Origin of the sequence: Pseudomonas sp. HMSC08G10 (assembly GCF_001808425.1) — a bacterium.
Lineage (GTDB): Bacteria > Pseudomonadota > Gammaproteobacteria > Pseudomonadales > Pseudomonadaceae > Aquipseudomonas > Aquipseudomonas guariconensis.
The window spans coordinates 119,977-141,656 of the sequence record NZ_KV793331.1 but is presented as its reverse complement, the minus strand read 5'-3'; the positions used below and the strand labels follow the sequence as shown (position 1 = coordinate 141,656).

The 21,680-nt window shown below is 60.5% G+C and carries 21 protein-coding genes; 12 read left to right on the top strand and 9 right to left on the bottom strand.

Annotated features, from left to right (window positions below):
• Positions 1 to 1,712: 1,712 nt before the first annotated feature.
• Positions 1,713 to 2,192 (bottom strand): Lrp/AsnC family transcriptional regulator, encoded by a 480-nt coding sequence (locus HMPREF3173_RS20620; protein ID WP_043207451.1) that lies wholly within the window; start codon positions 2,190 to 2,192, stop codon positions 1,713 to 1,715.
• A gap of 127 nt (positions 2,193 to 2,319) precedes the next feature.
• Here HMPREF3173_RS20620 and HMPREF3173_RS20615 point away from each other — a divergent pair, with 127 nt between their 5' ends.
• Together HMPREF3173_RS20615 and mdeB are read left to right on the top strand one after the other, a co-directional pair.
• Entirely contained in the window at positions 2,320 to 3,516 is a 1,197-nt protein-coding gene (locus tag HMPREF3173_RS20615; protein ID WP_070576219.1) for a methionine gamma-lyase, read from the top strand.
• 68 nt (positions 3,517 to 3,584) lie between these two features.
• A complete protein-coding gene (gene mdeB, locus HMPREF3173_RS20610; protein WP_070576216.1) occupies positions 3,585 to 6,275 on the top strand; it encodes an alpha-ketoglutarate dehydrogenase in 2,691 nt (896 codons plus the stop codon).
• Positions 6,276 to 6,432: 157 nt separating this feature from the next.
• On the opposite strand, the gene HMPREF3173_RS20605 is transcribed toward mdeB, so the two are convergent.
• Entirely contained in the window at positions 6,433 to 6,870 is a 438-nt protein-coding gene (locus HMPREF3173_RS20605; RefSeq protein ID WP_043207459.1) for a Z-ring associated ZapG family protein, read from the bottom strand.
• Positions 6,871 to 7,005: 135 nt separating this feature from the next.
• On the opposite strand from HMPREF3173_RS20605, the gene HMPREF3173_RS20600 reads away from it, so the two are divergent.
• From HMPREF3173_RS20600 to zapE, 3 genes are all read left to right on the top strand, one after another.
• Positions 7,006 to 7,641: an alpha/beta hydrolase gene (locus tag HMPREF3173_RS20600; RefSeq protein ID WP_070576213.1), complete on the top strand. Its 636-nt coding sequence runs from the start codon at positions 7,006 to 7,008 to the stop codon at positions 7,639 to 7,641.
• A 25-nt stretch (positions 7,642 to 7,666) separates the two neighbouring features.
• The gene (locus HMPREF3173_RS20595) at positions 7,667 to 9,013 is read left to right on the top strand and encodes a tryptophan--tRNA ligase (RefSeq protein WP_070576211.1); all 1,347 of its coding nucleotides are present in this window, start codon (positions 7,667 to 7,669) and stop codon (positions 9,011 to 9,013) included.
• 252 nt (positions 9,014 to 9,265) lie between these two features.
• Entirely contained in the window at positions 9,266 to 10,360 is a 1,095-nt protein-coding gene (gene zapE / locus HMPREF3173_RS20590) for a cell division protein ZapE (RefSeq protein WP_070576208.1), read from the top strand.
• A 103-nt stretch (positions 10,361 to 10,463) separates the two neighbouring features.
• Here zapE and HMPREF3173_RS20585 read toward each other — a convergent pair whose 3' ends face one another.
• Entirely contained in the window at positions 10,464 to 11,360 is an 897-nt protein-coding gene (locus HMPREF3173_RS20585) for a GlxA family transcriptional regulator (RefSeq protein WP_167358094.1), read from the bottom strand.
• A gap of 278 nt (positions 11,361 to 11,638) precedes the next feature.
• The gene (locus HMPREF3173_RS20580) at positions 11,639 to 12,679 is read right to left on the bottom strand and encodes an NADP(H)-dependent aldo-keto reductase (RefSeq protein ID WP_070576205.1); all 1,041 of its coding nucleotides are present in this window, start codon (positions 12,677 to 12,679) and stop codon (positions 11,639 to 11,641) included.
• Positions 12,680 to 12,935: 256 nt separating this feature from the next.
• Here HMPREF3173_RS20580 and rplM point away from each other — a divergent pair, with 256 nt between their 5' ends.
• The 7 genes from rplM to HMPREF3173_RS20545 all read left to right on the top strand — a co-directional run bounded on the left by rplM (position 12,936) and on the right by HMPREF3173_RS20545 (position 17,811).
• Positions 12,936 to 13,364: a 50S ribosomal protein L13 gene (gene rplM / locus HMPREF3173_RS20575; protein WP_043207468.1), complete on the top strand. Its 429-nt coding sequence runs from the start codon at positions 12,936 to 12,938 to the stop codon at positions 13,362 to 13,364.
• 14 nt (positions 13,365 to 13,378) lie between these two features.
• The gene (rpsI, locus tag HMPREF3173_RS20570) at positions 13,379 to 13,771 is read left to right on the top strand and encodes a 30S ribosomal protein S9 (RefSeq protein ID WP_043207470.1); all 393 of its coding nucleotides are present in this window, start codon (positions 13,379 to 13,381) and stop codon (positions 13,769 to 13,771) included.
• 267 nt (positions 13,772 to 14,038) lie between these two features.
• Complete coding sequence (gene petA / locus HMPREF3173_RS20565) at positions 14,039 to 14,632, top strand: ubiquinol-cytochrome c reductase iron-sulfur subunit (protein ID WP_043207473.1); 594 nt, start codon at positions 14,039 to 14,041, stop codon at positions 14,630 to 14,632.
• Positions 14,632 to 15,843, top strand: coding sequence for a cytochrome b (locus HMPREF3173_RS20560; protein ID WP_043207474.1), 1,212 nt, complete (start codon positions 14,632 to 14,634; stop codon positions 15,841 to 15,843). The genes petA and HMPREF3173_RS20560 overlap by 1 nt, the downstream gene beginning before the upstream one ends.
• Positions 15,843 to 16,625: a cytochrome c1 gene (locus HMPREF3173_RS20555; protein WP_070576202.1), complete on the top strand. Its 783-nt coding sequence runs from the start codon at positions 15,843 to 15,845 to the stop codon at positions 16,623 to 16,625. The genes HMPREF3173_RS20560 and HMPREF3173_RS20555 overlap by 1 nt, the downstream gene beginning before the upstream one ends.
• A 123-nt stretch (positions 16,626 to 16,748) precedes the next feature.
• Positions 16,749 to 17,372 carry a glutathione S-transferase N-terminal domain-containing protein gene (locus HMPREF3173_RS20550; protein WP_043207478.1) on the top strand — a complete coding sequence of 208 codons (624 nt, stop codon included), beginning with the start codon at positions 16,749 to 16,751 and terminating at the stop codon, positions 17,370 to 17,372.
• A 10-nt stretch (positions 17,373 to 17,382) separates the two neighbouring features.
• Positions 17,383 to 17,811 (top strand): ClpXP protease specificity-enhancing factor, encoded by a 429-nt coding sequence (locus tag HMPREF3173_RS20545; RefSeq protein WP_043207479.1) that lies wholly within the window; start codon positions 17,383 to 17,385, stop codon positions 17,809 to 17,811.
• Positions 17,812 to 17,863: 52 nt separating this feature from the next.
• Here HMPREF3173_RS20545 and HMPREF3173_RS20540 read toward each other — a convergent pair whose 3' ends face one another.
• From HMPREF3173_RS20540 to HMPREF3173_RS20520, 5 genes are all read right to left on the bottom strand, one after another.
• Entirely contained in the window at positions 17,864 to 18,082 is a 219-nt protein-coding gene (locus HMPREF3173_RS20540) for a YgdI/YgdR family lipoprotein (RefSeq protein ID WP_043207481.1), read from the bottom strand.
• A gap of 117 nt (positions 18,083 to 18,199) precedes the next feature.
• Positions 18,200 to 18,778 carry a BON domain-containing protein gene (locus HMPREF3173_RS20535; RefSeq protein WP_043207483.1) on the bottom strand — a complete coding sequence of 193 codons (579 nt, stop codon included), beginning with the start codon at positions 18,776 to 18,778 and terminating at the stop codon, positions 18,200 to 18,202.
• Complete coding sequence (locus HMPREF3173_RS20530) at positions 18,775 to 19,368, bottom strand: phosphoheptose isomerase (protein ID WP_043207486.1); 594 nt, start codon at positions 19,366 to 19,368, stop codon at positions 18,775 to 18,777. The genes HMPREF3173_RS20535 and HMPREF3173_RS20530 overlap by 4 nt, the downstream gene beginning before the upstream one ends.
• A gap of 88 nt (positions 19,369 to 19,456) precedes the next feature.
• Positions 19,457 to 19,828, bottom strand: a complete 372-nt coding sequence (locus HMPREF3173_RS20525; protein ID WP_070576199.1) for a YraN family protein — start codon at positions 19,826 to 19,828, stop codon at positions 19,457 to 19,459.
• A complete protein-coding gene (locus HMPREF3173_RS20520; RefSeq protein ID WP_070576196.1) occupies positions 19,828 to 21,645 on the bottom strand; it encodes a penicillin-binding protein activator in 1,818 nt (605 codons plus the stop codon). Before HMPREF3173_RS20520 ends, HMPREF3173_RS20525 begins: the two co-directional genes overlap by 1 nt.
• Positions 21,646 to 21,680: the final 35 nt, after the last annotated feature.

Genomic DNA, 21,680 nt, shown 5'->3' with positions numbered 1-21,680 from the left:
GGTTTTTTGTTTATGGCACCTGACTAGTTGCGTAACAGGCGCCGGGTCTGTTTTTCGGTCCTGATCATTTCTAGGTGCCGGTCATAATCGCTGTGTTGCGCGCACGCTGGGCTGTAAGAGGCCATGTCGCAGTTGAAGTGTTGATCTGGGTTGTCTGGCGCCAGGTAGGGGTCGCCGGCGCTACAGGCTGATAGGAGCAGGAGGCCGGTGAGAAGTGATTGTTTCAAGAGGCCTAGTGCTGGGGTTGCTTGATCCATCGAAAGTACTCCTGATAGTCCATTTGCCGTTCGTGGCCATGCCGGAAAGGATCCATGTCGCATTTGAAATGAACCGCTTATCGGTCCGGGAAGAATAAAGGCATTTGTTATTGCGTCCTGCTAGAAAGATTACTGATAGAGCGGTCAGCTCTTTAATGGTTGGGTAGGGTAAGCCGCTCATTGATTATTCTTTTGTGGGGGTGGCGTGTTTTGGATTTCTAAGTCTGACAAGTAAGCCTGGTAAAATCTGGATTGTATGTTGTGCGACATCTCGGCTGCGGCTGTAGGGAGAGTCTGATGACTATAGGGGGAGGGTTTCCGGTTCGCTTAGGCTTTGCACGACTTGTAATTATTGTGGGGCTAGTTTTGGTAGGCCGGCTTTACCAAGCCCTTTCGGCTCAATAATTAAAGGTGGTGTAATGGGGAAGTATTCAAAAGTGAAGGTTGCACGATTCAGCGGGTCTGGAGGTACCGTCCTTCCTCCCAACCAATCTATGCATGCGGGCGATTTCATAAAATATCCTAATGGGCGCTATGCGCTGCGTCTTCGCCCTGATGGAAACTTAGTACTTGAAGATCGTGGCGCTGTAATCTGGGTGGCTAACGAGAAACAACCGCACAGCGACACTTTCAAGTTGAGAAAGCGGGAAGCACTTCACTTCATTATCCAGAATTCTGGCTTTCTCTATGATCCATCCCGTGGTCGGGTATGGTCCGCTCAAGCTACAGAGACTCGAGACAAGTCCTATTGGCGTCATAATCACCTAGGAGTAACCGATACAGGTAATCTGGAAATTTATGATGGAAGGAATGGAGAGATTAGATGGGCGCGCTCAGGGTTTGTGCCAGGCCGCCTTCGGCGTAGGGAAAAGATATGGCCGCACTCTGACCTGCCTGAGCTTCCTCCGCTATTCCAAGTAAAGCATGATTATCCCTAGCTTTAGGGGTAGCCGAATATAAGTGGCTCCAAGTTTAATCTCCTGGGTCTGGTGACATGGCTTGGAGCTGTCGGCTGACTTTAAGTAAGAAGTTGTGATGAGCTTAGTGTCGCGGCTTTTGGATCAGTTTGTAATGCTCTTGATAATCTATTCTTCTTTCGCAACCTTGCCGATAGGGGTCCATGTCACATTTGAATTTTATGTCTTGTCTATCAGGGATCCACATCCAGTCGTTGCCGCAACCGGAAAGAAAAAACATGAGCATAAGGTTGAGGTGTTTCATGGTGTGCTCGCGCATCTAAGGGGGCATTTATTTTCACCACGAACCCTGTTGCGGGATACTTCATTTTTTCACAAGCTTAAGTAGGAAGCTCTCCTCGTTAGCGGGAGACGGGTCTTACATAGGAGGGTGGCGCATGCCTTCATGGGGGTATAGATGAATCGACCGGATTAAAACATGCGCTAGTTAGTCTTGTGGTGTCGTGTGGAGTCGCTGGGTATAAGGTTTTCAGCTATTTCATATGTGTTTTTCCGACACCGGAATCACTCGCCGCTCCTTCACCGCCTTGTACGAAAAACTCGAATAGATCTCTTTAACGCCCGGCAAACGCTGCAACACCTCCCGGGTAAATTCCCCGAACGATTCCAGGTCCCGCGCGAGGATCTCCAGCAAGAAATCGTAGCGCCCGGAAATGTTGTGGCAGGAAACGATCTCGGGGATTTCCAACAGCCGTTTCTCGAAGGCCAGGGCCATTTCCTTGGTGTGCGAGTCCATCATGATGCTCACGAAGGCGGTCACGCCAAAGCCCAGTGACTTGGGCGAGAGGATGGCTTGATAGCCGGTGATGTAGCCGTTGTCCTCCAGCAGTTTGACGCGACGCCAGCAGGGCGAGGTGGTGAGGGAAACCTGGTCGGCAAGTTCAGCGACGGTGAGGCGGGCGTTGTCTTGCAAGGCCGCGAGCAGGGCGCGGTCGGTGCGGTCGAGGGTCGAAGGCATGATTTGCCCTCCTGGTGTGCTGTTTGTTGTTTTTATGCCAAAAGATATGCGAATGCGTGGGCGATTTTGGAAAATTACCCGCGACACGGTGGCATAAGCTTATAACAAACCATCAGAGGCTGTTGCCATGCGCGACTCCAATAACAACACCGGTTTTTCCACGCGGGCCATCCATCATGGCTATGACCCGCTTTCCCACGGCGGCGCGCTGGTGCCGCCGGTGTACCAGACCGCCACCTTTGCCTTCCCGACTGTCGAGTACGGCGCCGCTTGTTTCGCAGGCGAGGAGAGTGGGCATTTCTACAGCCGGATTTCCAACCCGACCCTGGCCTTGCTCGAACAACGCATGGCGTCGCTCGAAGGTGGCGAAGCAGGGCTGGCGCTGGCTTCGGGCATGGGTGCAATCACCTCGACGCTTTGGACACTACTACGTCCGGGCGATGAGCTGATCGTCGGGCGTACCCTGTATGGCTGCACCTTCGCCTACCTGCACCATGGCATCGGCGAGTTCGGGGTCAAGATCCAGCACGTGGACCTCAACGACGAAAAGGCGTTGAAGGCAGCCATAACCTCCAAGACCCGGATGATCTATTTCGAAAGCCCGGCCAACCCCAACATGCAACTGGTCGACATCGCGGCCGTCGCACAGGCGGTGAGTGGTCGCGACATCCACATCGTAGTCGACAATACTTACTGCACGCCCTACCTGCAGCGCCCGCTGGAGCTGGGTGCCGACTTGGTGGTGCATTCGGCCACCAAGTACCTCAGCGGCCATGGTGATATCACTGCGGGCTTGGTGGTCGGGCGCAAGGCGCTGATCGACCGGATCCGCCTGGAAGGCCTCAAGGACATGACCGGGGCGGTGCTCTCGCCTCACGATGCCTCACTGCTGATGCGCGGCATGAAGACCCTGGCCCTGCGCATGGAGCGCCATTGCAGCAACGCTCAGCAGTTAGCCGAGTACTTGGCGCGCCAGCCTCAGGTTGAGTTGATTCACTATCCGGGCCTGCCGGGCTTTGCCCAGCATGCATTGGCCCAGCGGCAGATGCGCCTGCCGGGTGGGATGATCGCGTTCGAGCTCAAGGGTGGGATCGAGGCGGGGCGTCGGTTCATGAATGCCCTGCAGTTGTTCAGTCGGGCGGTGAGCTTGGGCGATGCCGAGTCACTGGCCCAGCATCCGGCGAGCATGACCCATTCGAGCTATACGCCGCAGGAGCGCGCGCACCATGGCATCTCTGAGGGCCTTGTGCGGCTGTCGGTGGGGTTGGAAGACATCGATGACTTGGTGGCCGATATCGCCCAGGCATTGAAGGCCTGCGCCTGAAGCCGCGCCAAGCGCTGTGTGAGCGGGTTTACCCGCGAATCGTGTCCGGAAACCGAAGGAAAAGCCCAATGGTGGCGATGATGAATCCGAACGAGCCATTGACGGCCCAGGATCCCGACCTGGACAGCGACCCGGCTGAAACCCGCGAATGGTGCGAAGCGCTCGAGTCTACCCTGGCCCATTGCGGCCCGGCGCGGGCGCGCTATCTGCTACAGCGCTTGCAAAGCCATGCACTGGAATTGGGGCTGGCGCGCGATACCTTGCCGTTCTCTGCCTACCGCAACACCTTGTCGGTGGAGCAGCAAGGCGCCTATCCGGGCGACCTGGAGATGGACGAGCGCATCACTGGCATCCTGCGCTGGAACGCTCTGGCCATGGTGGTGCGGGCCAATCATGCCTATGGCGATCTGGGTGGGCATATCGCCAGTTACGCCTCGGCGGCGGAGATCTTCGAGGTCGGCTTCCAGCACTTTTTCCGGGGCGAGAGCGGTGGCGAGCGACGCTCGGCAGACCTGGTGTTCTTCCAGCCTCATTCCGCCCCGGGTATCTATGCCCGGGCATTTCTCGAAGGGCGCTTGAGCGAGGCGCAACTGGCCAGCTATCGCCAGGAAGTCGCCGGCAATGGCCTGTGCTCTTACCCACACCCTTGGTTGATGCCCGACTTCTGGCAGTTTCCCACCGGTTCCATGGGGATCGGCCCGCTCAACGCCATCTACCAGGCGCGTTTCATGCGCTATCTGCAACACCGTGGTGTGCTCGAGACGGAGTCACGGCATGTCTGGGGCGTGTTCGGTGATGGCGAAATGGACGAGCCGGAGTCCACCGCAGGCCTGACCCTGGCGGCGCGCGAAGGCCTGGACAACCTGACGTTCATCGTCAACTGCAACCTGCAACGCCTGGATGGCCCGGTGCGCGGCAACGGGCAGATCATCCAGGAACTGGAAGCGCTGTTCAGCGGCGCTGGTTGGAACGTGATCAAGGTGCTCTGGGGCTCGGAATGGGATGCTCTGTTCGCCCGTGACCATGACCATGTGCTGCTGCGTCAGTTGGCGGCGACGCCCGATGGCCAGTTCCAGACCCTTGGCGCCAACGACGGCACCTACAACCTGGAGCATTTCTTCAACCAGCACCCGGCACTGCAACAGCTGGTGGCGCACATGAGCTCCGACGAGATCAACGCCCTCAAGCGTGGCGGTCATGATTTTCGCAAGCTATACGCCGCCTATGCCGCGGCCAAGGCATGCAAGGGCCGGCCGACGGTGATCCTGGCCAAGACCAAGAAGGGCTATGGCATGAGCAGCGCTGGCGAGTCGCGGATGACTGCGCACCAGGCCAAGAAGCTCGACGTTCAGGCACTGCTGGCATTTCGGGATCGCTTCCATCTACCCCTGTCGGACGAAGCCGTGGAGCAACTGCGCTTCTACCGGCCTGACGAGGACAGCCCGGAGATGCGTTACCTGCGCAAGCAGCGGGCTGCGTTGGGCGGTCCGTTGCCGATGCGGCGCAGCGACTGTCCTCGCCTGCCGTTGCCGGATCTTGAAACCTTCGGTGGTTTTGCCCTGCACGCTGAGGGTAAGGAAATGTCCACCACCATGGCCGCCGTGCGCCTGCTCGGCCATTGGTTGAAGGCGCCGGAGCTGGGCCCGCGGGTGGTACCGATCGTCGCCGATGAGGCGCGTACATTCGGTATGGCCAGTTTGTTCAGACAGATTGGTATCTATTCGTCCTGCGGGCAGCGTTACGAGCCTGAGGATGCCGGGTCTTTGCTCACCTACAAAGAGGCGCGTGACGGCCAGTTGCTTGAAGAGGGCATCACCGAGGCTGGGGCGATTTCTTCTTGGGTGGCAGCGGCCACGTCCTACGCGGTGCACGGCGAGCCTATGTTGCCTGTTTACATCTATTACTCGATGTTCGGATTCCAGCGGGTCGGTGACCTGATCTGGGCTGCCGCCGACCAGCGCGCCCGTGGCTTGTTGCTGGGGGCTACGGCCGGGCGCACCACCTTGGGTGGCGAAGGATTGCAGCACCAGGACGGCTCCAGCCTGGTGATGGCGGCCTTGGTGCCCAACTGCCGGGCCTGGGACCCATGCTTTGCCGGCGAGCTGGCCGTAATTCTCGATCATGCAGCCCGGCGCATGCTGGTGGAGCAGTGCGACGAATTCCACTACGTGGCGGTGATGAACGAAAACTATCCACAGCCCTCGTTGCCCGAGGCGATGCGCGGCGATGTGCTGCGCGGCATGTACCGTTTCGCCAGGCAGCAGGCCCTGCAGCCACGTGCCAAGGTGCGTCTGCTGGGCTCGGGTGCGATTCTGCGCGAGGGGATTGCCGCCAGTGAGCTGCTCGCTACCGAATGGCAGGTGAACAGTGATGTGTTCAGTGTCACCAGTTTCAGCGAACTGGCACGCGAGGCACGGGAAGTGCAGCGAGCGGCGACCCAAGGGCGAGGCGGGGTCAGCCAAGTGAGCCTGTGCCTGGCGGGTGATGACCCGGTGGTTGCCGCCACAGACTATGCTCGTGCCTGGCCGCAGTTGATCGCCGAATACGTACCGGCACCTTACATGACCCTGGGTACCGATGGCTTCGGGCGCAGCGATACACGTCAGCAACTGCGGCGGTTCTTCGAGGTGGATCGTTACGGTGTGGTGATGGCAGCGCTGTACAGCCTGGTCAGGCAGGGGCGGTTGGACGAGCAGGTATTGGAGCAGGCGAGGGCGCGGTACGAAATCACCGGCGGGGTGGCCCCTTGGTGTCGATGAGCGGCAGCTTGGCAAGGGCTTGTGTTTGAAGGCAAGCCCATTTCGTCCTCGAGGTGCTTTGCAGCTCATCGCAGGCTTCGCCAGCTCCTATGGGCATTGCTAGGAAGTTGCTTACAAACGCCCACAAAAAAGGCCTCTTGCGAGGCCTTTTTCATGTTCAGCGTTTGAGGCCGTAGCTCTCGTCGAGCATGCCCGGCGAGTTCGGCGCCTTGGGCGCGTAGTCGCGAGGCACTTCGGCGGTGTCCTTCGGCGGAGTCAGGCGATCACGCGGGCCCTGGGCCGCTTCGGAGTGCAGGGCGGCCAGCAGACGCTGGCGGGTCACGTCGTCGAGGGCCAGACGGTTGGCGCCGTCGGCCAGGTGATCCTGGACGTCCTGGTAGCTCTGGGTCAGTTTCTTGACCAGCGCTGCTGTGCTGTTGAAGTGGGTGACCACTTCGTTCTGGTAGCTATCGAAGCGCTGCTGGATGTCATCCAACTGACGCTGGGTGCTGCTGGGCGCTGCGTTGGGCAGCAGACGGGCGACGACAAAGCCCACCACCACGCCGACGACGAGGGCCAGGGTCGGCAACAACCAAACAAGGAGCGAGAGTTCCACGAGTCCTTCCTCTATAAACGGCTTTGCTTTACGTTAACGGCTCAGACCTGCGCTGTATACCGCGAGCGATCGCAAATCAGAACAGAATTCTTCAGCTAGACGAGTCGACCTTCACCGAGGTCACGGAGTAGTGCCTTGCTTATCCGCGAAACCCCCTTGTTCATTGATGGCCCGAGCGGCCAGCTGGAAGCCTTGTACCTGGATGTGGCCGACGCCCGCGGTGCGGTGCTGATCTGCCATCCCAACCCGGTCCAGGGTGGCACCATGCTCAACAAGGTGGTCTCGACCCTGCAGCGCACCGCCCGTGATGCAGGTTACATCACCTTGCGCTTCAACTACCGTGGCGTGGGTCAGAGTGCGGGCGCTCATGACATGGGGGCCGGTGAGGTCGCCGATGCCGAGGCGGCGGCGGCCTGGCTGCGGGCCAAGCACCCTGAGCTGCCGCTGGTGCTGATGGGCTTCTCCTTCGGCGGATTTGTCGCGGCCAGCCTGGCCGGACGCCTGGAAGCCGACGATGTGGCGTTGCAGCATCTGTTCATGATCGCCCCGGCGGTGATGCGCTTGAGCGAGCAGTTCCCGCTGGCCCAGCGTTGCCCGCTGACCGTGGTGCAGCCGGATACTGATGAAGTCGTCGATCCTCAGCTGGTCTACGACTGGTCCGACAACCTGCAGCGCCCCCATGAGCTGCTGAAAGTGGCAGAATGCGGACACTTTTTCCATGGCAAGCTGACCGATCTGAAGGATCTGGTGCTGCCGCGTCTTTCGAACTGAGCCAAGCCTGATCAAGCGAACACCCATGACTACGCGTATTCTCACCGGTATCACCACCACCGGCACCCCGCACCTGGGCAACTACGCCGGCGCCATCCGCCCTGCGATCGTCGCCAGCCAGCAGCCCGGTGCCGACTCGTTCTACTTCCTGGCCGACTACCACGCGCTGATCAAATGTGACGATCCGCAGCGCATCCAGCGTTCGCGTTTGGAAATCGCCGCCACCTGGCTGGCCGGTGGCCTGGATCCGGACAAGGTCACTTTCTATCGCCAGTCCGACATCCCTGAGATTCCCGAGCTGACCTGGCTGCTGACCTGCGTCGCCGCCAAGGGCCTGCTCAACCGCGCCCACGCCTACAAGGCCTCGGTGGACAAGAACGTCGAAGCCGGCGAAGACCCGGACGCCGGCGTCACCATGGGCCTGTTCAGCTATCCGGTGCTGATGGCCGCGGACATCCTGATGTTCAACGCCCACAAGGTGCCGGTCGGCCGTGACCAGATCCAGCACGTGGAAATGGCTCGCGACATCGGCCAGCGCTTCAACCACCTGTTCGGCCAGGGCAAGGACTTCTTCACCTTGCCGGAGGCGGTGATCGAGGAAACCGTGGCGACGCTGCCGGGCCTGGACGGTCGCAAGATGTCCAAGAGCTACGACAACACCATTCCGCTGTTCACCAGCGCCAAGGACATGAAGGACGCGATCTCGCGCATCGTCACCGACTCCCGCGCGCCGGGCGAGCCGAAGGATGCGGACAACTCGCACCTGTTCACCCTGTTCCAGGCCTTCGCCACCCCCGCGCAGGCGGCCGAGTTCCGCGAAGAGCTGCTGCAGGGCATTGGTTGGGGCGAGGCCAAACAGCGCCTGTTCCAACTGCTCGACGGCCAGTTGGCCGAAAAGCGCGAACATTATCACCAATTGATCTCGCGCCCCTCGGACCTGGAAGACATTCTCCTGGCCGGTGCGGCCAAGGCCCGCAAGAGCGCCACGCCGTTCCTCGAGCAACTGCGCGAGGCAGTGGGCCTGCGTTCGTTCCGCACCAGCGTCCAGGCCAGCACCGAAGTGAAGAAGAAAGCCGCCAAGACCGCGCGCTTCGTCAGCTTCCGCGACGACGATGGCAGCTTCCGCTTCCGTTTGCTGGCAGCCGATGGCGAACAGCTACTGCTTTCGCGCAGCTTCGCTGACGGCAAGAGCGCCGGCGCTGTGAGCAAGCAGTTGCAGCAGGGCGGTGAGGCCGATGTGCGCGTCGACGGCCTGGGCTTCTCGCTCTGGCTGAATGGTGAGCAGGTGGCGGACGGGCCGCAGTTCCAGACCGGCGAGGCCCGTGACGCCGCCATCGAGAGCCTGCGCGCGGCATTGCAGCCTCAAGACTGAGGCGTAGGGTACCGGCTGTTCGCCGGTATTGGCGGATGAATTCGTTGCCACAGGTACTGCGGTGTCAATGAGAACGCTGCTGTGCCTGTGGGAGTGGGTTTGCCCGTGAAAGAGCCGGAACAGACAAGCCGGATAGAGGCTTGTGTACCGGTAGCGTACGGCCCTGTGGCGCGATGGCCGTATGTATGATTGCCATTAAGCGGGCCTGTCGCTACAGTGACGGCCCGTTTTTTGTTGCCTCGCTAACGAATCATGACGCCCCTCGAACGATATCAAGCAGATCTGAAACGTCCCGACTTCTTCCATGATGCGGCGCAGGAAACTGCGGTGCGTCACCTGCAGCGCCTGTACGATGACCTGTTGGCGGCGCAGAACAACAAGCCGGGCGTGTTCGGCAAGCTGTTCGGCAGGAAGGAGCAGGCTCCGGTCAAGGGCTTGTATTTCTGGGGTGGCGTGGGACGCGGCAAGACCTATCTGGTCGACACCTTCTTCGAGGCGCTGCCGTTCAAGCAGAAGATGCGCACGCACTTCCACCGCTTCATGAAGCGTGTACATGAAGAGATGAAGACCCTCAAGGGCGAGAAGAACCCACTCACCATCATCGCCAAGCGCTTCTCTGAGGAAGCCAAGGTGATCTGCTTCGATGAGTTCTTCGTATCCGACATCACCGATGCCATGATCCTCGGCACGTTGATGGAAGAGCTGTTCAAGAACGGCGTCACCTTGGTGGCGACGTCGAACATCGTCCCCGACGGCCTGTACAAGGACGGCCTGCAACGTGCGCGTTTCCTGCCGGCTATCGCGCTGATCAAGCAGAACACCGAGGTGGTCAACGTCGACAGCGGGGTCGACTACCGCCTGCGTCACCTGGAGCAGGCCGAGCTGTACCACTTCCCGCTCGACGATGCAGCCCATGAAAGCCTGCGCCAGAGCTTCCGCGCCTTGACGCCCGAGTGCACCCAGGCGGTGGAAAACGACGTGCTGGTGATCGAGAACCGCGAGATCCAAGCTATCCGCACCTGCGATGACGTCGCTTGGTTCGACTTCCGCGCCCTGTGCGACGGCCCACGTAGCCAGAACGACTACATCGAGCTGGGCAAGATCTTCCATGCCGTGTTGCTGAGCAATGTCGAGCAGATGGGCGTGACCACCGACGACATCGCCCGCCGCTTCATCAACATGGTGGATGAGTTCTACGACCGCAACGTCAAATTGATCATCTCCGCGGAGGTCGAACTCAAGGATTTGTACACCGGCGGCCGCCTGAGCTTCGAATTCCAGCGCACACTCAGCCGCCTGCTGGAGATGCAGTCCCACGAGTTCCTGGCGCGGGCGCACAAGCCCTGAGGGAAGCTACAAGCTACAAAAAAGCCAGAGCAGTTCGCGAGCTGCTCTGGCTTTTGCTTTTTCTTGTGGCTTGCCGCTAGAAGCTTGCCACTCAAGAAAGCCCTCAGGCTTCTTGCACGAACTGCTGCCGATACTGATTCGGGGACAGTTCGGTGTGCTGACGGAACAGCCTGGCGAAGAAGCTGGCGTCGTCGTAACCCACTTCATAGCTGATGGTCTTGATGCTCTTGCGCGTACTCGACAAGAGCCCCTTGGCCGTCTCGATACGCAGACGTTGGAGGTAATGCAGGGGCTTGTCGCCGGTGGCGCTCTGGAAACGGCGCATGAAGTTGCGGATGCTCATGCCGTGGTTGCGCGCCACGTCCTCGAAGCGGAACTTGTCGGCGAAGTGCTCCTCCAGCCAGTGCTGGATCTGCAGGATGATCAGGTCCTGGTGCAGCTTCTGTCCGCCAAAGCCCATGCGTCCCGGGGTATAGCTGCGCTGGACTTCGTAGAGGATGTCTCGGGCCACGGCGCGGGCGACGTTGGGGCCGCAGAATCGCTCGATCAGATAGATGTACAGGTCGCACGCCGATGTGGTGCCACCAGCGCAATACAGGTTGTCGGCGTCGGTCAGGTGCTTGTCCTGGTTCAGCCGGACATTGGGGAAGCGCTCTGCGAAGCTGTTGAAGAAGCGCCAGTACGTAGTTGCCTCCTTGCCATCGAGCAGGCCTGCCTCTGCCAGCCAGAACACACCACTGGCCTCGCCGCACAACACCGCACCGCGGGCATGCTGCTCGCGTAGCCAGGGCAGGACCTGGGGGTAGCGCTGTTGCAGGTTATCGAAGTCTTCCCAGAACGCCGGGAGGATGATCACGTCGGCATCGACCAGGCCGCTGTCGACCGGTACCTGCACATTGCTGAAGCTGTCCACGGGCTTGCCGTCCGGGCTCACCAGGCAGATCTCGAACATCGGTTGCAGCCCCAGGCCCAGCTGCTTGCTATAGCGCAGGCTGGCCAGGTGGAAGAAATCCTTTGCCTGCATCAGTGTCGAGGCGAACACCTTGTCAATGGCCAGGATGCTGACGCGCCGCAACGACGCGGAGGGTTGGGTAAACATCATTGTCATTGTTCTTATAGGGTAGAGTGGTCAATCACCGGCTGGATCGTCTTATTTTTTCTGTTGGGCTGCAAGCTTCTTCAAGCGGTAAGTGGCAAGCGGCAAGCGGCAAGAAAAAAGCCAGAGCAGTCCGCGGACTGCTTTTGCTTGCCACTTGCAGCTTGCCATTGCCGCAGCCCTCAAGGCGCCGGGTTGGGCTGGTCCTGGTGGATGGCCTCGATGGCTGCAAGCAATTCATCGCTGAGGGTCAAGGCCTGGCTGTCCAGGTTGCTTTGCAGTTGTTCAACGCTGGTAGCGCCAATGATGTTGCTGGTCACGAACGGCTGACGGGTGACGAAGGCCAGGGCCATCTGGGCCGGATCAAGGCCATGCTGGCGGGCCAGCTGCACATAGCGGCTGCAGGCGGACACAGTCTGCGGATTGGAGTAGCGCGAGAACCGGCTGAACAACGTCAGGCGTGCCTGTGCCGGCCGTGCGCCGCCTTCGTACTTGCCCGAGAGCATGCCGAAAGCCAGAGGCGAATAAGCCAGCAGGCCGCACTGCTCACGGATCGCCACCTCCGCCAGGCCTACCTCGAAGCTACGATTGAGCAGGTTGTAGGGGTTCTGGATCGACACGGCCCGCGGCCAGCCGCGAGTCTCGGCCAGGTGCAGGAACTTCATGGTGCCCCATGGCGTTTCGTTGGACAGGCCGATATGGCGGATCTTGCCGGCGCGCACCTGTTCGTCGAGTACTTCGAGGGTTTCTTCCAGTGGCGTGAACAGGTCGTGAGGCAGATGCTGGTAGCCCAGCTTGCCGAAGAAGTTGGTGCTGCGCTCGGGCCAGTGCAGCTGGTACAGGTCGATGCGATCGGTGTGCAGGCGCTGCAGGCTGTCGTCCAGCGCAGCGACGATGTGCTGGCGGTTGTGCTTTAGCTGGCCGTCGCGGATATGGCTGATGCCGTTGCCGGGACCTGCGACTTTGCTCGCGAGGATCCAGTCGTCACGATCGCCGTGGCGGCGGAACCAGTTGCCGATGATGCGCTCGGTGGCGGCGTAGGTTTCGGGCCGTGGCGGCACCGGGTACATCTCTGCCGTGTCGATGAAATTGACCCCGCTGGCCTTGGCCAGTGCGATCTGGGCAAAGGCCTGGGCTTCGTCGTTCTGTTCGCCCCAGGTCATGGTGCCCAGGCACAGGGCGCTGACATTGAGGTCGGTTCGGCCGAGTTGGCGATATTCCATGGGGTACCGTCTCCTGCAAATCGAACCATCAAATCAGGTTGAATTTTTTTCTGCAATCTGGATAATTCGGCACCTCTCCGTGTGGCGGAAGTGATGCACCACCATGCAGGAGGAACCCTTGTCGAACATTGGACGCGCCGACCCGAGCCCCCAATAGCGTCCGTGTGCGGCTGCGCGCTTGCCCTTGGCAAGCTGTGCACTATCCAGTAAGATTCGCCGTCTATTTTTCGCTGGGCGGCCTCTGAGGCTTTAGAGAATGAAAACTTTTACTGCTAAACCGGAAACAGTAAAGCGCGACTGGTACGTAGTTGACGCCGCTGGTCAGACCCTGGGTCGTCTGGCTACCGAAATCGCTCGTCGTCTGCGTGGCAAGCACAAGCCAGAATACACCCCTCACGTTGACACCGGCGACTACATCGTCGTCATCAACGCCGAGCAGGTACGTGTCACTGGTGCCAAAACTTCGGACAAGATGTACTACTCCCACTCCGGTTTCCCAGGTGGCATCAAGGAAATCAGCTTCGAGAAGCTGATCGACAAAGCCCCTGAGCGTGTCATCGAGACCGCGGTCAAAGGCATGCTGCCGAAGAACCCGCTGGGTCGCGACATGTACCGCAAGCTGAAAGTGTACGCGGGTGCTGCTCACCCACACACTGCTCAGCAGCCTCAAGAACTGAAGATCTAACGGGATAGTTCATTATGTCGGCGACTCAAAATTACGGCACTGGCCGTCGCAAGACCGCAACCGCTCGCGTTTTCCTGCGTCCGGGCACTGGTAACATCTCCATCAACAACCGTTCTCTGGACGTGTTCTTCGGTCGCGAAACTGCTCGCATGGTTGTTCGTCAGCCGCTGGAACTGACCGAGACCGTTGAGAAGTTCGACATCTACGTCACCGTTTCCGGTGGTGGTGTCAGCGGTCAAGCCGGTGCGATCCGTCACGGTATCACCCGCGCTCTGATGGACTACGACGAATCCCTGCGTGGCGCTCTGCGTCGTGCTGGTTACGTCACCCGCGACGCTCGTGAAGTCGAGCGTAAGAAAGTGGGTCTGCGTAAAGCGCGTAAGCGTCCTCAGTACTCCAAGCGTTAATACCGCTTCGGCAGTCGAAAAAAAGCCCGGTTCCGTTTATGGAACCGGGCTTTTTTTATGTCTTGAACTAACCTGTCAGCATGTCAGTGACAACTTGCCGCATAGACGCAGATCAAGCAAAGCGAGGGTTGCAGCCCGCCTGGGGGGTAATCACCTTGTCAGTGTGTGGACTTGTTCCTTACCATTGCGGCCAACTTTAAGTGCCACAGACACAACTAAGTAGATGCCTGATCCAACAGGCCAAAGCAGCTGATGGGAGAGGACTGAATGAGCAATGACGGCGTCAACGCAGGCCGGCGCCGCTTCCTCGTAGCCGCCACATCCGTGGTAGGCGCAGCGGGGGCAGTGGGGGCTGCGGTACCGTTCGTGGGGTCATGGTTCCCCAGTGCCAAGGCGAAGGCCGCCGGCGCACCGGTGAAGGTCAATATCGCCAAGGTCGAACCAGGTCAGCAGATGGTGGCTGAGTGGCGGGGGCAACCTGTGTTCATCGTGCGACGGACTGAGGAGATCCTCGGGAATCTCAAGAAAATCACCGGGGAATTGTCCGACCCCGAATCCAAGGCTTCGGTGCAGCCGACCTATGTCGACCCGCAAAATCGCTCGATCAAGCCCGAAATCCTCGTCCTTGTTGGCTTGTGCACCCACTTGGGTTGTTCGCCGACCTTCCGTCCTGAGGTTGCGCCCGCCGACCTGGGGCCGAAATGGGTCGGGGGCTACTTCTGCCCTTGCCACGGTTCGCACTATGACCTGGCTGGTCGCGTCTACAAATCGCAGCCGGCACCTCTCAACCTGCCAGTGCCTCCGCACTCGTATGAGTCGGACGACATCATTGTCATCGGCATCGATCAGGAGAAGGCATGATGAGCAAGTTCATGGACTGGATTGATGCTCGCTTCCCCGCGACAAAGATGTGGGAAGACCACCTGAGCAAGTATTACGCGCCCAAGAACTTCAACTTCTTGTACTTCTTCGGCTCCCTGGCGCTGCTGGTGCTGGTCAACCAGATCGTTACCGGTGTGTGGTTGACCATGAGCTTCACGCCCTCGGCGGAAGAGGCATTTGCCTCGGTCGAGTACATCATGCGTGACGTCGAATATGGCTGGATCCTGCGCTACCTGCACTCGACCGGCGCCTCGGCGTTCTTCATCGTGGTGTACCTGCACATGTTCCGTGGCCTGCTCTACGGCTCCTACCAGAAGCCGCGCGAGCTGGTCTGGCTGTTCGGCATGCTGATCTACCTGGCGCTCATGGCCGAGGCATTCATGGGCTACCTGCTGCCATGGGGGCAGATGTCGTACTGGGGTGCCCAGGTGATTATCTCGCTGTTTGGTGCCATTCCGGTGATCGGGGGTGACCTGACCCAGTGGATCCGTGGCGACTACCTGATTTCGGGTATTACTCTGAACCGCTTCTTCGCTCTGCACGTGGTTGCCCTGCCGATCGTGATCCTGGGTCTGGTGGTGCTGCACATCCTCGCGCTGCACGAAGTGGGTTCGAACAACCCGGACGGCGTCGACATCAAGAAGAAAAAGGATGAAAACGGCATTCCGCTCGACGGTATCCCGTTCCACCCGTACTACACCGTCAAGGACATTGTCGGCGTGGTGGTGTTCCTGTTCGTGTTCTGTGCGGTGGTGTTCTTCTTCCCTGAAATGGGCGGTTACTTCCTGGAAAAACCGAACTTCGAGCAGGCCAACGCCTTCAAGACCCCTGAGCACATCGCGCCGGTCTGGTACTTCACGCCGTTCTACGCGATCTTGCGTGCTGTCCCTGACAAATTGTTCGGCGTGATCGCCATGGGGGCTGCCATTGCCGTGCTGTTCGTGTTGCCCTGGCTTGACCGCAGCCCAGTGCGCTCGATGCGCTACAAGGGCTGGCTGAGCAAAGTGTTCCTGCTGGTGTTCTGCATTGCCTTCGTGATTCTCGGTGTCCTGGGCGTACTGGCGCCTACGCCGGGTCGGACCTTGCTGTCGCAGGTCTGCACCGTGCTGTATTTCGCCTACTTCCTGTTGATGCCGTTCTACACAAGGCTCGAGAAGACCAAACCGGTTCCGGAAAGGGTGACTGGCTGATGAAAAAGCTAATTGCAGTACTGTTCCTGGCAATGATGCCCGCCTTGTCCTTCGCCGCCAGCGAGCACGGCCCGGTGCTGGACAAGGTCGATATCGATCTGACCGACAAAGCCGCCATGCAGGACGGCGCGCGTACCTTCGCCAACTATTGCATGGGCTGCCACAGCGCCAAGTTCCAGCGCTATGAGCGCGTGGCCGACGACTTGGGCATTCCGCACGAGCTGATGCTCGAGAAACTGGTGTTCACCGGTGCCAAGATCGGCGATCACATGAAGATCGGCATGCAGCCAAGCGATGCCAAGACCTGGTTCGGTGCGGCACCGCCCGACCTGACCCTGGTCGCTCGTGTGCGTGGTACCGACTGGCTGTACACCTATCTGCGCAGCTTCTATGAGGACAAGTCGCGTCCTTATGGGGTCAACAACAAGGTGTTCCCGAACGTGGGTATGCCCAACGTCCTGGTTGGCCTGCAAGGTAACCAAGTGATCGGTTGCAAGCAGGTGCAGATGGTGGTCGACGGCAAGAAGCAGTTTGACCCGCTGACCGGCAGCCCGTTGACCCATGAGGCCTGTGACCAGCTGACCATCGAGCCGAAATCCGGTACCCTGACGCCCGAGCAGTTCGACGAGAAGGTCAAGAACCTGGTGACCTTCCTGGCCTATTCGGCCAACCCGGTCAAACTGGAAAGCCAGCGCATCGGTACCTATGTGTTGCTGTACCTGGCTTTCTTCTTCGTATTCGCCTATTTGCTCAAGCGCGAGTACTGGAAGGACGTGCACTGATCACGCAGTAGTTTCTGGTAGTTGAACGCGCCCTGGGGCGCTCCATCGCTGATGCGGTGGAGCCCTCCAGGGCGCGTTTGCATTTAGAGTTTCACAAAGCATCCCCATGCGAGGAGGCGCTACATGGGCGCAACCAACCGGTTAGCCTGCTATTCCGACCCCGCTGATCATTATTCTCACCGGGTACGCCTTGTTCTCGCCGAGAAGGGCATCAGTGTGCAGATCGTTGATGTCGATCCTGCGCGTCTGCCGCCCAAGCTGGTCGAAGTAAACCCCTACGCCAGCGTGCCGACCCTGGTCGATCGCGATCTGGCCCTGTACGAATCGACCGTGATAATGGAGTACCTCGAGGAGCGTTATCCGCATCCGCCGCTCATGCCGGTCTATCCGGTGGCGCGCGGCAACAGTCGGCTGCTGATGCATCGTATCCAGCGTGACTGGTGCGCGTTGGCCGATACGATTCTCGATGCGCGCAGCACGGAGGCGGCGCGCGTTGATGCGCGTAAAGCGTTGCGCGAGAGCCTGACCGGCGTCTCTGCGTTGTTCGGAGAATTTCCTTGCTTCATGAGTGAGGAGCAAAGCCTGGTCGATTGTTGTCTATTGCCCATATTGTGGCGGTTGCCGGTATTGGGTATCGAATTGCCGCGGCAGGCCAAGCCGCTATTGGATTACATGGAGCGGCAGTTTGCCCGCGAGCCTTTTCAGGCGAGCCTGTCCGCTGCAGAACGTGAAATGCGCAAGCTTTAAGGAGCCGTTGATGAACTCCAGTCGCCCCTATCTGGTTCGAGCGCTGTACGAGTGGATCGTCGACAACGATTGCACCCCCCACATGCTGGTCAATGCTGAGTTTCCAGCGGTCCAGGTTCCCCAGGGATTCGCCAGCGATGGTCAGATCGTCCTGAACATCTCCCCTAATGCCGTGCGTAACCTGCACATGGACAACGATGCGGTCAGTTTCGAAGGTCGCTTCAGCGGCGTGGCGCATTCGTTGTTCGTGCCTGTGGGTGCGATCCTGGGTATCTATGCCCGGGAGAATGGCCAGGGCATGGTCTTCGAGCTGGAGCCGCCACTGGACAGCGATGAGCTGGACGACGAGGGTGTCGAGCCTGATGATGATGGGCCGCCGGAGGGCGGTGGTCAGCCGCCACGTCCCAGTGGCCGACCCAGTCTCAAGGTGGTCAAGTAATAAAAAAGGCGATCCAGATGGATCGCCTTTTTTATTGGCTTCAGGGCTTGGCTTACAAGTCTTGAATGCTGCGGACCTGGTCCTTGTTGACGCGGGTGCGCTTGCCATCCAGTTGCTCGAACTCGTAGAAGCCAGCATCGCTGTCGAACTTCGGTGCGTCGACGGTCTGGATTTCACGGCCATCGTTGAGGGTGATCTGGCTTGGGGTCGAGCAGCCGGCCAGGGCGGCGAAGGCGCCGATTGCGAGGACGGACAGCAGGGACTTCTTCATGGGTACTTCCTGAGGATAACGAGGGGTGGAACGAATCTTGGGGCAGGTGCCGCTCCGCAGGGGGATCACTGCAGGAGCGGGCTTGTATCGCGGTCAGGCGTTACGCTGCCAGGTGGGTCAGTCGATGTACTCGAACAGCTTGACGATCTTCTGCACACCCGACACGCCCTGTACCACGTTGGTGGCGGCGTTGGCTTCCCCTTGGGTCACCAGGCCCAGCAGATAGACGATGCCGTTCTCCGTGATCACCTTGATGCGGGTGCTGGGCACATTGGCATCGCCCAGCATCTGGGCCTTGATCTTGGTGGTAAGCCAGGCGTCGTTGTTGCGGGCGAGGATCGAGGACGGCTGCATGACCTGCAGCTCGTTGTGGACCTTCTTGACGCGTTGGACCTGGCTGGCGGTTTGTTCGGCCAGGCTCTTGAGGTCTGCACGAGGGGTCTGGCCGGCCAACAGGACGATGCCGTTGTAGCTGCTGACGACAATGTGAGAGCCCTTGTCTAGGTCGGCATTGGCTTTGGCGATGTTGACCGAAACCTTGGTCTCGATCAGCGAGTCATCGATCTTGCTTCCGATGGTGCGGGTGCCGCGATCGTCCTCGATGGGCGAGTTGCGGGTGGAGGTCAGTACCGAGCTGCAACCCGAGATGCTCAGGCACAGGGTCAGGGCCATCAGGCCGAGGCGCTTGGGGTTCATTCTTCACTCCCGAACAGTTGGCTGTCGATCAGGTCGCACAGGCAATGGATCGCCAGCAGGTGGACTTCCTGGATTCGCGCGGTGACGTTCGACGGCACGCGAATCTCCACGTCTTCAGGCAGCAGCAGCGAGGCCATGCCTCCACCGTCGCGCCCGGTCAGTGCCACGACGATCATTTCACGGTCGTGCGCAGCCTGGATCGCTTGTATCACGTTGGCGGAATTGCCGCTGGTAGAGATCGCCAGCAATACATCCCCGGGCTGGCCCAGAGCACGGATCTGCTTGGAGAAGACCTCGTTGTAGCTGTAGTCGTTGGCGATCGACGTGAGGGTCGAGCTGTCGGTGGTCAGGGCGATGGCTGGCAGGCTCGGGCGTTCACGCTCGAATCGATTGAGCAGCTCCGAGGAGAAATGCTGGGCATCGCCTGCCGAGCCGCCGTTGCCGCACGCGAGCATCTTGCCCTCGTTGAGCAGGGCATTGACCATGACCAGGCTGGCCTGCTCGATGTGAGGTGCCAGGATGTCCATCGCCTGTTGCTTGGTATCGATGCTGGCCTGGAACAGCCGGCGAATTCGGGATTGCATGTCCATCTGGTGTGACCTTAAGAGGGGCGGTGGCCAGCGCGACGCGCGACAGGAACCAGCCCGCGAAACATAGAGCTAAAAAATCGGAATGGGTTCAGCATTCGAAGGCGTTTTTCAGCCATTGCAGCGGTTGGCCCGCGTGGTGGCTGCCCTGCAGGGCGACAACGTCGAAGCGGCAGGGCTGATCGGCCCAGCGAGGCTCCTTCTGCAGGAACAGGTTGGCGGCTAGCGCCAGTCGCTTCTGCTTGCGTGTGTCGATGCTCCCGACGGCTCCGCCGAAGGCCGCATGCAACCGGTAGCGGACTTCGACGAATACTACTGTATCGGCGTCGAGCATGACCAGATCGAGCTCGCCACCCTTGCATCGCCAGTTACGCGCCAGCAGCTGTAAACCCTGCCCTCGAAGAAACGCGAGGGCGTGGTTTTCCGCAGCCTGGCCTGCGCTGGCAGGCGATGCGTCGGGCATCAGCGAGGGGTATCCGGCAGGCGCTTGACTTGGCCGCCAGAGAACTCGGCCCAGGGCAGTTGGCGTTCGACGCGCTGGCTGGGGTTCATGGTCAGGCTGCCGGAGAGGCCCTCGACTCGGTTGTCGGGCAGGGCCTTGAGCTGGTTCAGGCGCGGCGCCAGGCTGTAGGCGTCGACACCCATGGCGTACAGGCGGCCGAGGCTGCCTGCGGCCTGAGGCCACTGCTGAACCACCTGCTGGCGCAGGCTGTTGGTGGAGTCGAGCAACCACGGGGTTTCGCAGAAGCGGATACCATTCATGTCGTTGTACTGGTTCACGTCGCCGCTGGCGCTGTACAGGTTCGAGGTGGCGTAGACCGGAACGTCACCGGCGTACTGGAAGTTCAGGGTCGGCTTGATCTGCTGCGCCTGTTGCGGGGTAGAGGCGAGGAAGATGAAGTCGATGTCCTGGCGACGCGACGGTTGTGCGGCGATGGTGCCGCCTACAGTGCTCTGCAGGCTCTTGGCGCGACCTTCGCTCTGGCGCAGTTGGAAGAGCTCGGCGATCTGCTGGGCGAGGGCGACCGGCTGGGCGATGCGTTCGGCGGCCAGCAGGGTGCCGCCATGGCTCTCCCAGTCCTTACGGAAGGCGGCCAGCACGCGGTCACCCCATTCGCCGCTTGGCACCAGTGCCACGGCGCGAACCATGCCGTCGGCCCGGGCGCGGCGGGAGACTTCGCGGGCTTCGTCCTCGGCGGCAAGACCGAACTGGAACAGTTGTGGCGGTGCTTTCTGGCCGGCATCGGCGTAGTTCAGCGCCAGGGTGGTGATCGGCAGTTGCGGGTAAGCCGCGAGCTTTTTCACCAAGGGTTTTTCCAGCGGGCCGACGACCAGCTGTACACCGGCGGCCTGGGCCTGGCGGTAGAACTCGTCGAGCGAGGTCATGCGCGAGCTGTCGAAGACCTGTACGGCCGGCGCAGGTTGGCCGGACTGCTGAGCCTGGAAGTGAGCGGCCATGAAGCCGTCACGCAGGGCGCGGGCAACGCCGGCCAATGGGCCTTCCTGAGGCAGCAACAGGGCGATCTTGGTCAGCGGCTGGCTGGCAAGTTCCTTCAGTTTGACCAGGGCCTGCGGCAGTTGCTTGGCGGCTGGGTGATCCGGGTGCTGATCGCGCCAGGTATCGATGGCTGCCTGTTGTTGCTCCAGGGTGCCGGCACGCTTGACGGCCAGCGCCAGGCTGGTCCAGCCGGCGAGGGTTTCGTTGCTGGCAGGTTGTTGCAACTGCTCGGCCGGCAGCGAGGCGACGAGGGCCCAGATGGCGTCGTCGTTCGCGGCAGCGGCCTTGTCGCTGAGCAGCGGGGCAAGCAGTACACGCTGCTGGGCGGCGGCCAGGGTCTGGCCGTCGGCCTCCAGGGCGGCGGCGTGGACGCTGTAGGTACGTGCCTGCTGGTCCTTTGGCAGTTCGTCCAGGCGTTGCAGGCTCGGATGGGAGAGGGCGGTCAGGGCCGCCTTGGGCTGGTTTCGGCTCATGGCGAGCTCGGCGGCCAAGGTGCTGGCGAACACTTGTTGGGCAGGCTTGAGCGAGTCCATCGGGACCTGCTCGAGAATGCGTGCGGCGCGTGGGTAGTCCTTCTGCTTGTAGGCCAGGTCGGCGGCGCTAAGGCGCAGGAGCGCGGCATCTTCCGCGGACTTGCTGGTGGCTGCCTTGTCGAGCAGTTGCTCGATGCTGGCATCCGGGGTGCGCGGCAGTTCACCCAGGCTGGATGAGGGCGAGCTGGCGCAAGCTGCCAGCAGGGCAGCGAAGCAGAGGGCTGTGAACAGCCGCAGGCAAGCGATCATGTAAAAGTCCTGTTACTCGATCAAGGTGGCCGGCA

Bases quoted from the DNA above. Each gene is read 5' to 3' on its own strand.
- rplM (WP_043207468.1), top strand. From the start codon at position 12,936: ATGAAAACTTTTACTGCTAAACCGGAAACAGTAAAGCGCGACTGGTAC.
- HMPREF3173_RS20540 (WP_043207481.1), bottom strand. From the start codon at position 18,082: ATGAAGAAGTCCCTGCTGTCCGTCCTCGCAATCGGCGCCTTCGCCGCC.
- HMPREF3173_RS20620 (WP_043207451.1), bottom strand. From the start codon at position 2,192: ATGCCTTCGACCCTCGACCGCACCGACCGCGCCCTGCTCGCGGCCTTG.
- HMPREF3173_RS20555 (WP_070576202.1), top strand. From the start codon at position 15,843: ATGAAAAAGCTAATTGCAGTACTGTTCCTGGCAATGATGCCCGCCTTG.
- HMPREF3173_RS20550 (WP_043207478.1), top strand. From the start codon at position 16,749: ATGGGCGCAACCAACCGGTTAGCCTGCTATTCCGACCCCGCTGATCAT.
- mdeB (WP_070576216.1), top strand. From the start codon at position 3,585: ATGGTGGCGATGATGAATCCGAACGAGCCATTGACGGCCCAGGATCCC.
- zapE (WP_070576208.1), top strand. From the start codon at position 9,266: ATGACGCCCCTCGAACGATATCAAGCAGATCTGAAACGTCCCGACTTC.
- rpsI (WP_043207470.1), top strand. From the start codon at position 13,379: ATGTCGGCGACTCAAAATTACGGCACTGGCCGTCGCAAGACCGCAACC.
- HMPREF3173_RS20595 (WP_070576211.1), top strand. From the start codon at position 7,667: ATGACTACGCGTATTCTCACCGGTATCACCACCACCGGCACCCCGCAC.
- HMPREF3173_RS20530 (WP_043207486.1), bottom strand. From the start codon at position 19,368: ATGGACATGCAATCCCGAATTCGCCGGCTGTTCCAGGCCAGCATCGAT.
- HMPREF3173_RS20615 (WP_070576219.1), top strand. From the start codon at position 2,320: ATGCGCGACTCCAATAACAACACCGGTTTTTCCACGCGGGCCATCCAT.
- HMPREF3173_RS20520 (WP_070576196.1), bottom strand. From the start codon at position 21,645: ATGATCGCTTGCCTGCGGCTGTTCACAGCCCTCTGCTTCGCTGCCCTG.
- HMPREF3173_RS20525 (WP_070576199.1), bottom strand. From the start codon at position 19,828: ATGCCCGACGCATCGCCTGCCAGCGCAGGCCAGGCTGCGGAAAACCAC.
- petA (WP_043207473.1), top strand. From the start codon at position 14,039: ATGAGCAATGACGGCGTCAACGCAGGCCGGCGCCGCTTCCTCGTAGCC.
- HMPREF3173_RS20580 (WP_070576205.1), bottom strand. From the start codon at position 12,679: ATGGAATATCGCCAACTCGGCCGAACCGACCTCAATGTCAGCGCCCTG.
- HMPREF3173_RS20535 (WP_043207483.1), bottom strand. From the start codon at position 18,778: ATGAACCCCAAGCGCCTCGGCCTGATGGCCCTGACCCTGTGCCTGAGC.
- HMPREF3173_RS20545 (WP_043207479.1), top strand. From the start codon at position 17,383: ATGAACTCCAGTCGCCCCTATCTGGTTCGAGCGCTGTACGAGTGGATC.
- HMPREF3173_RS20560 (WP_043207474.1), top strand. From the start codon at position 14,632: ATGAGCAAGTTCATGGACTGGATTGATGCTCGCTTCCCCGCGACAAAG.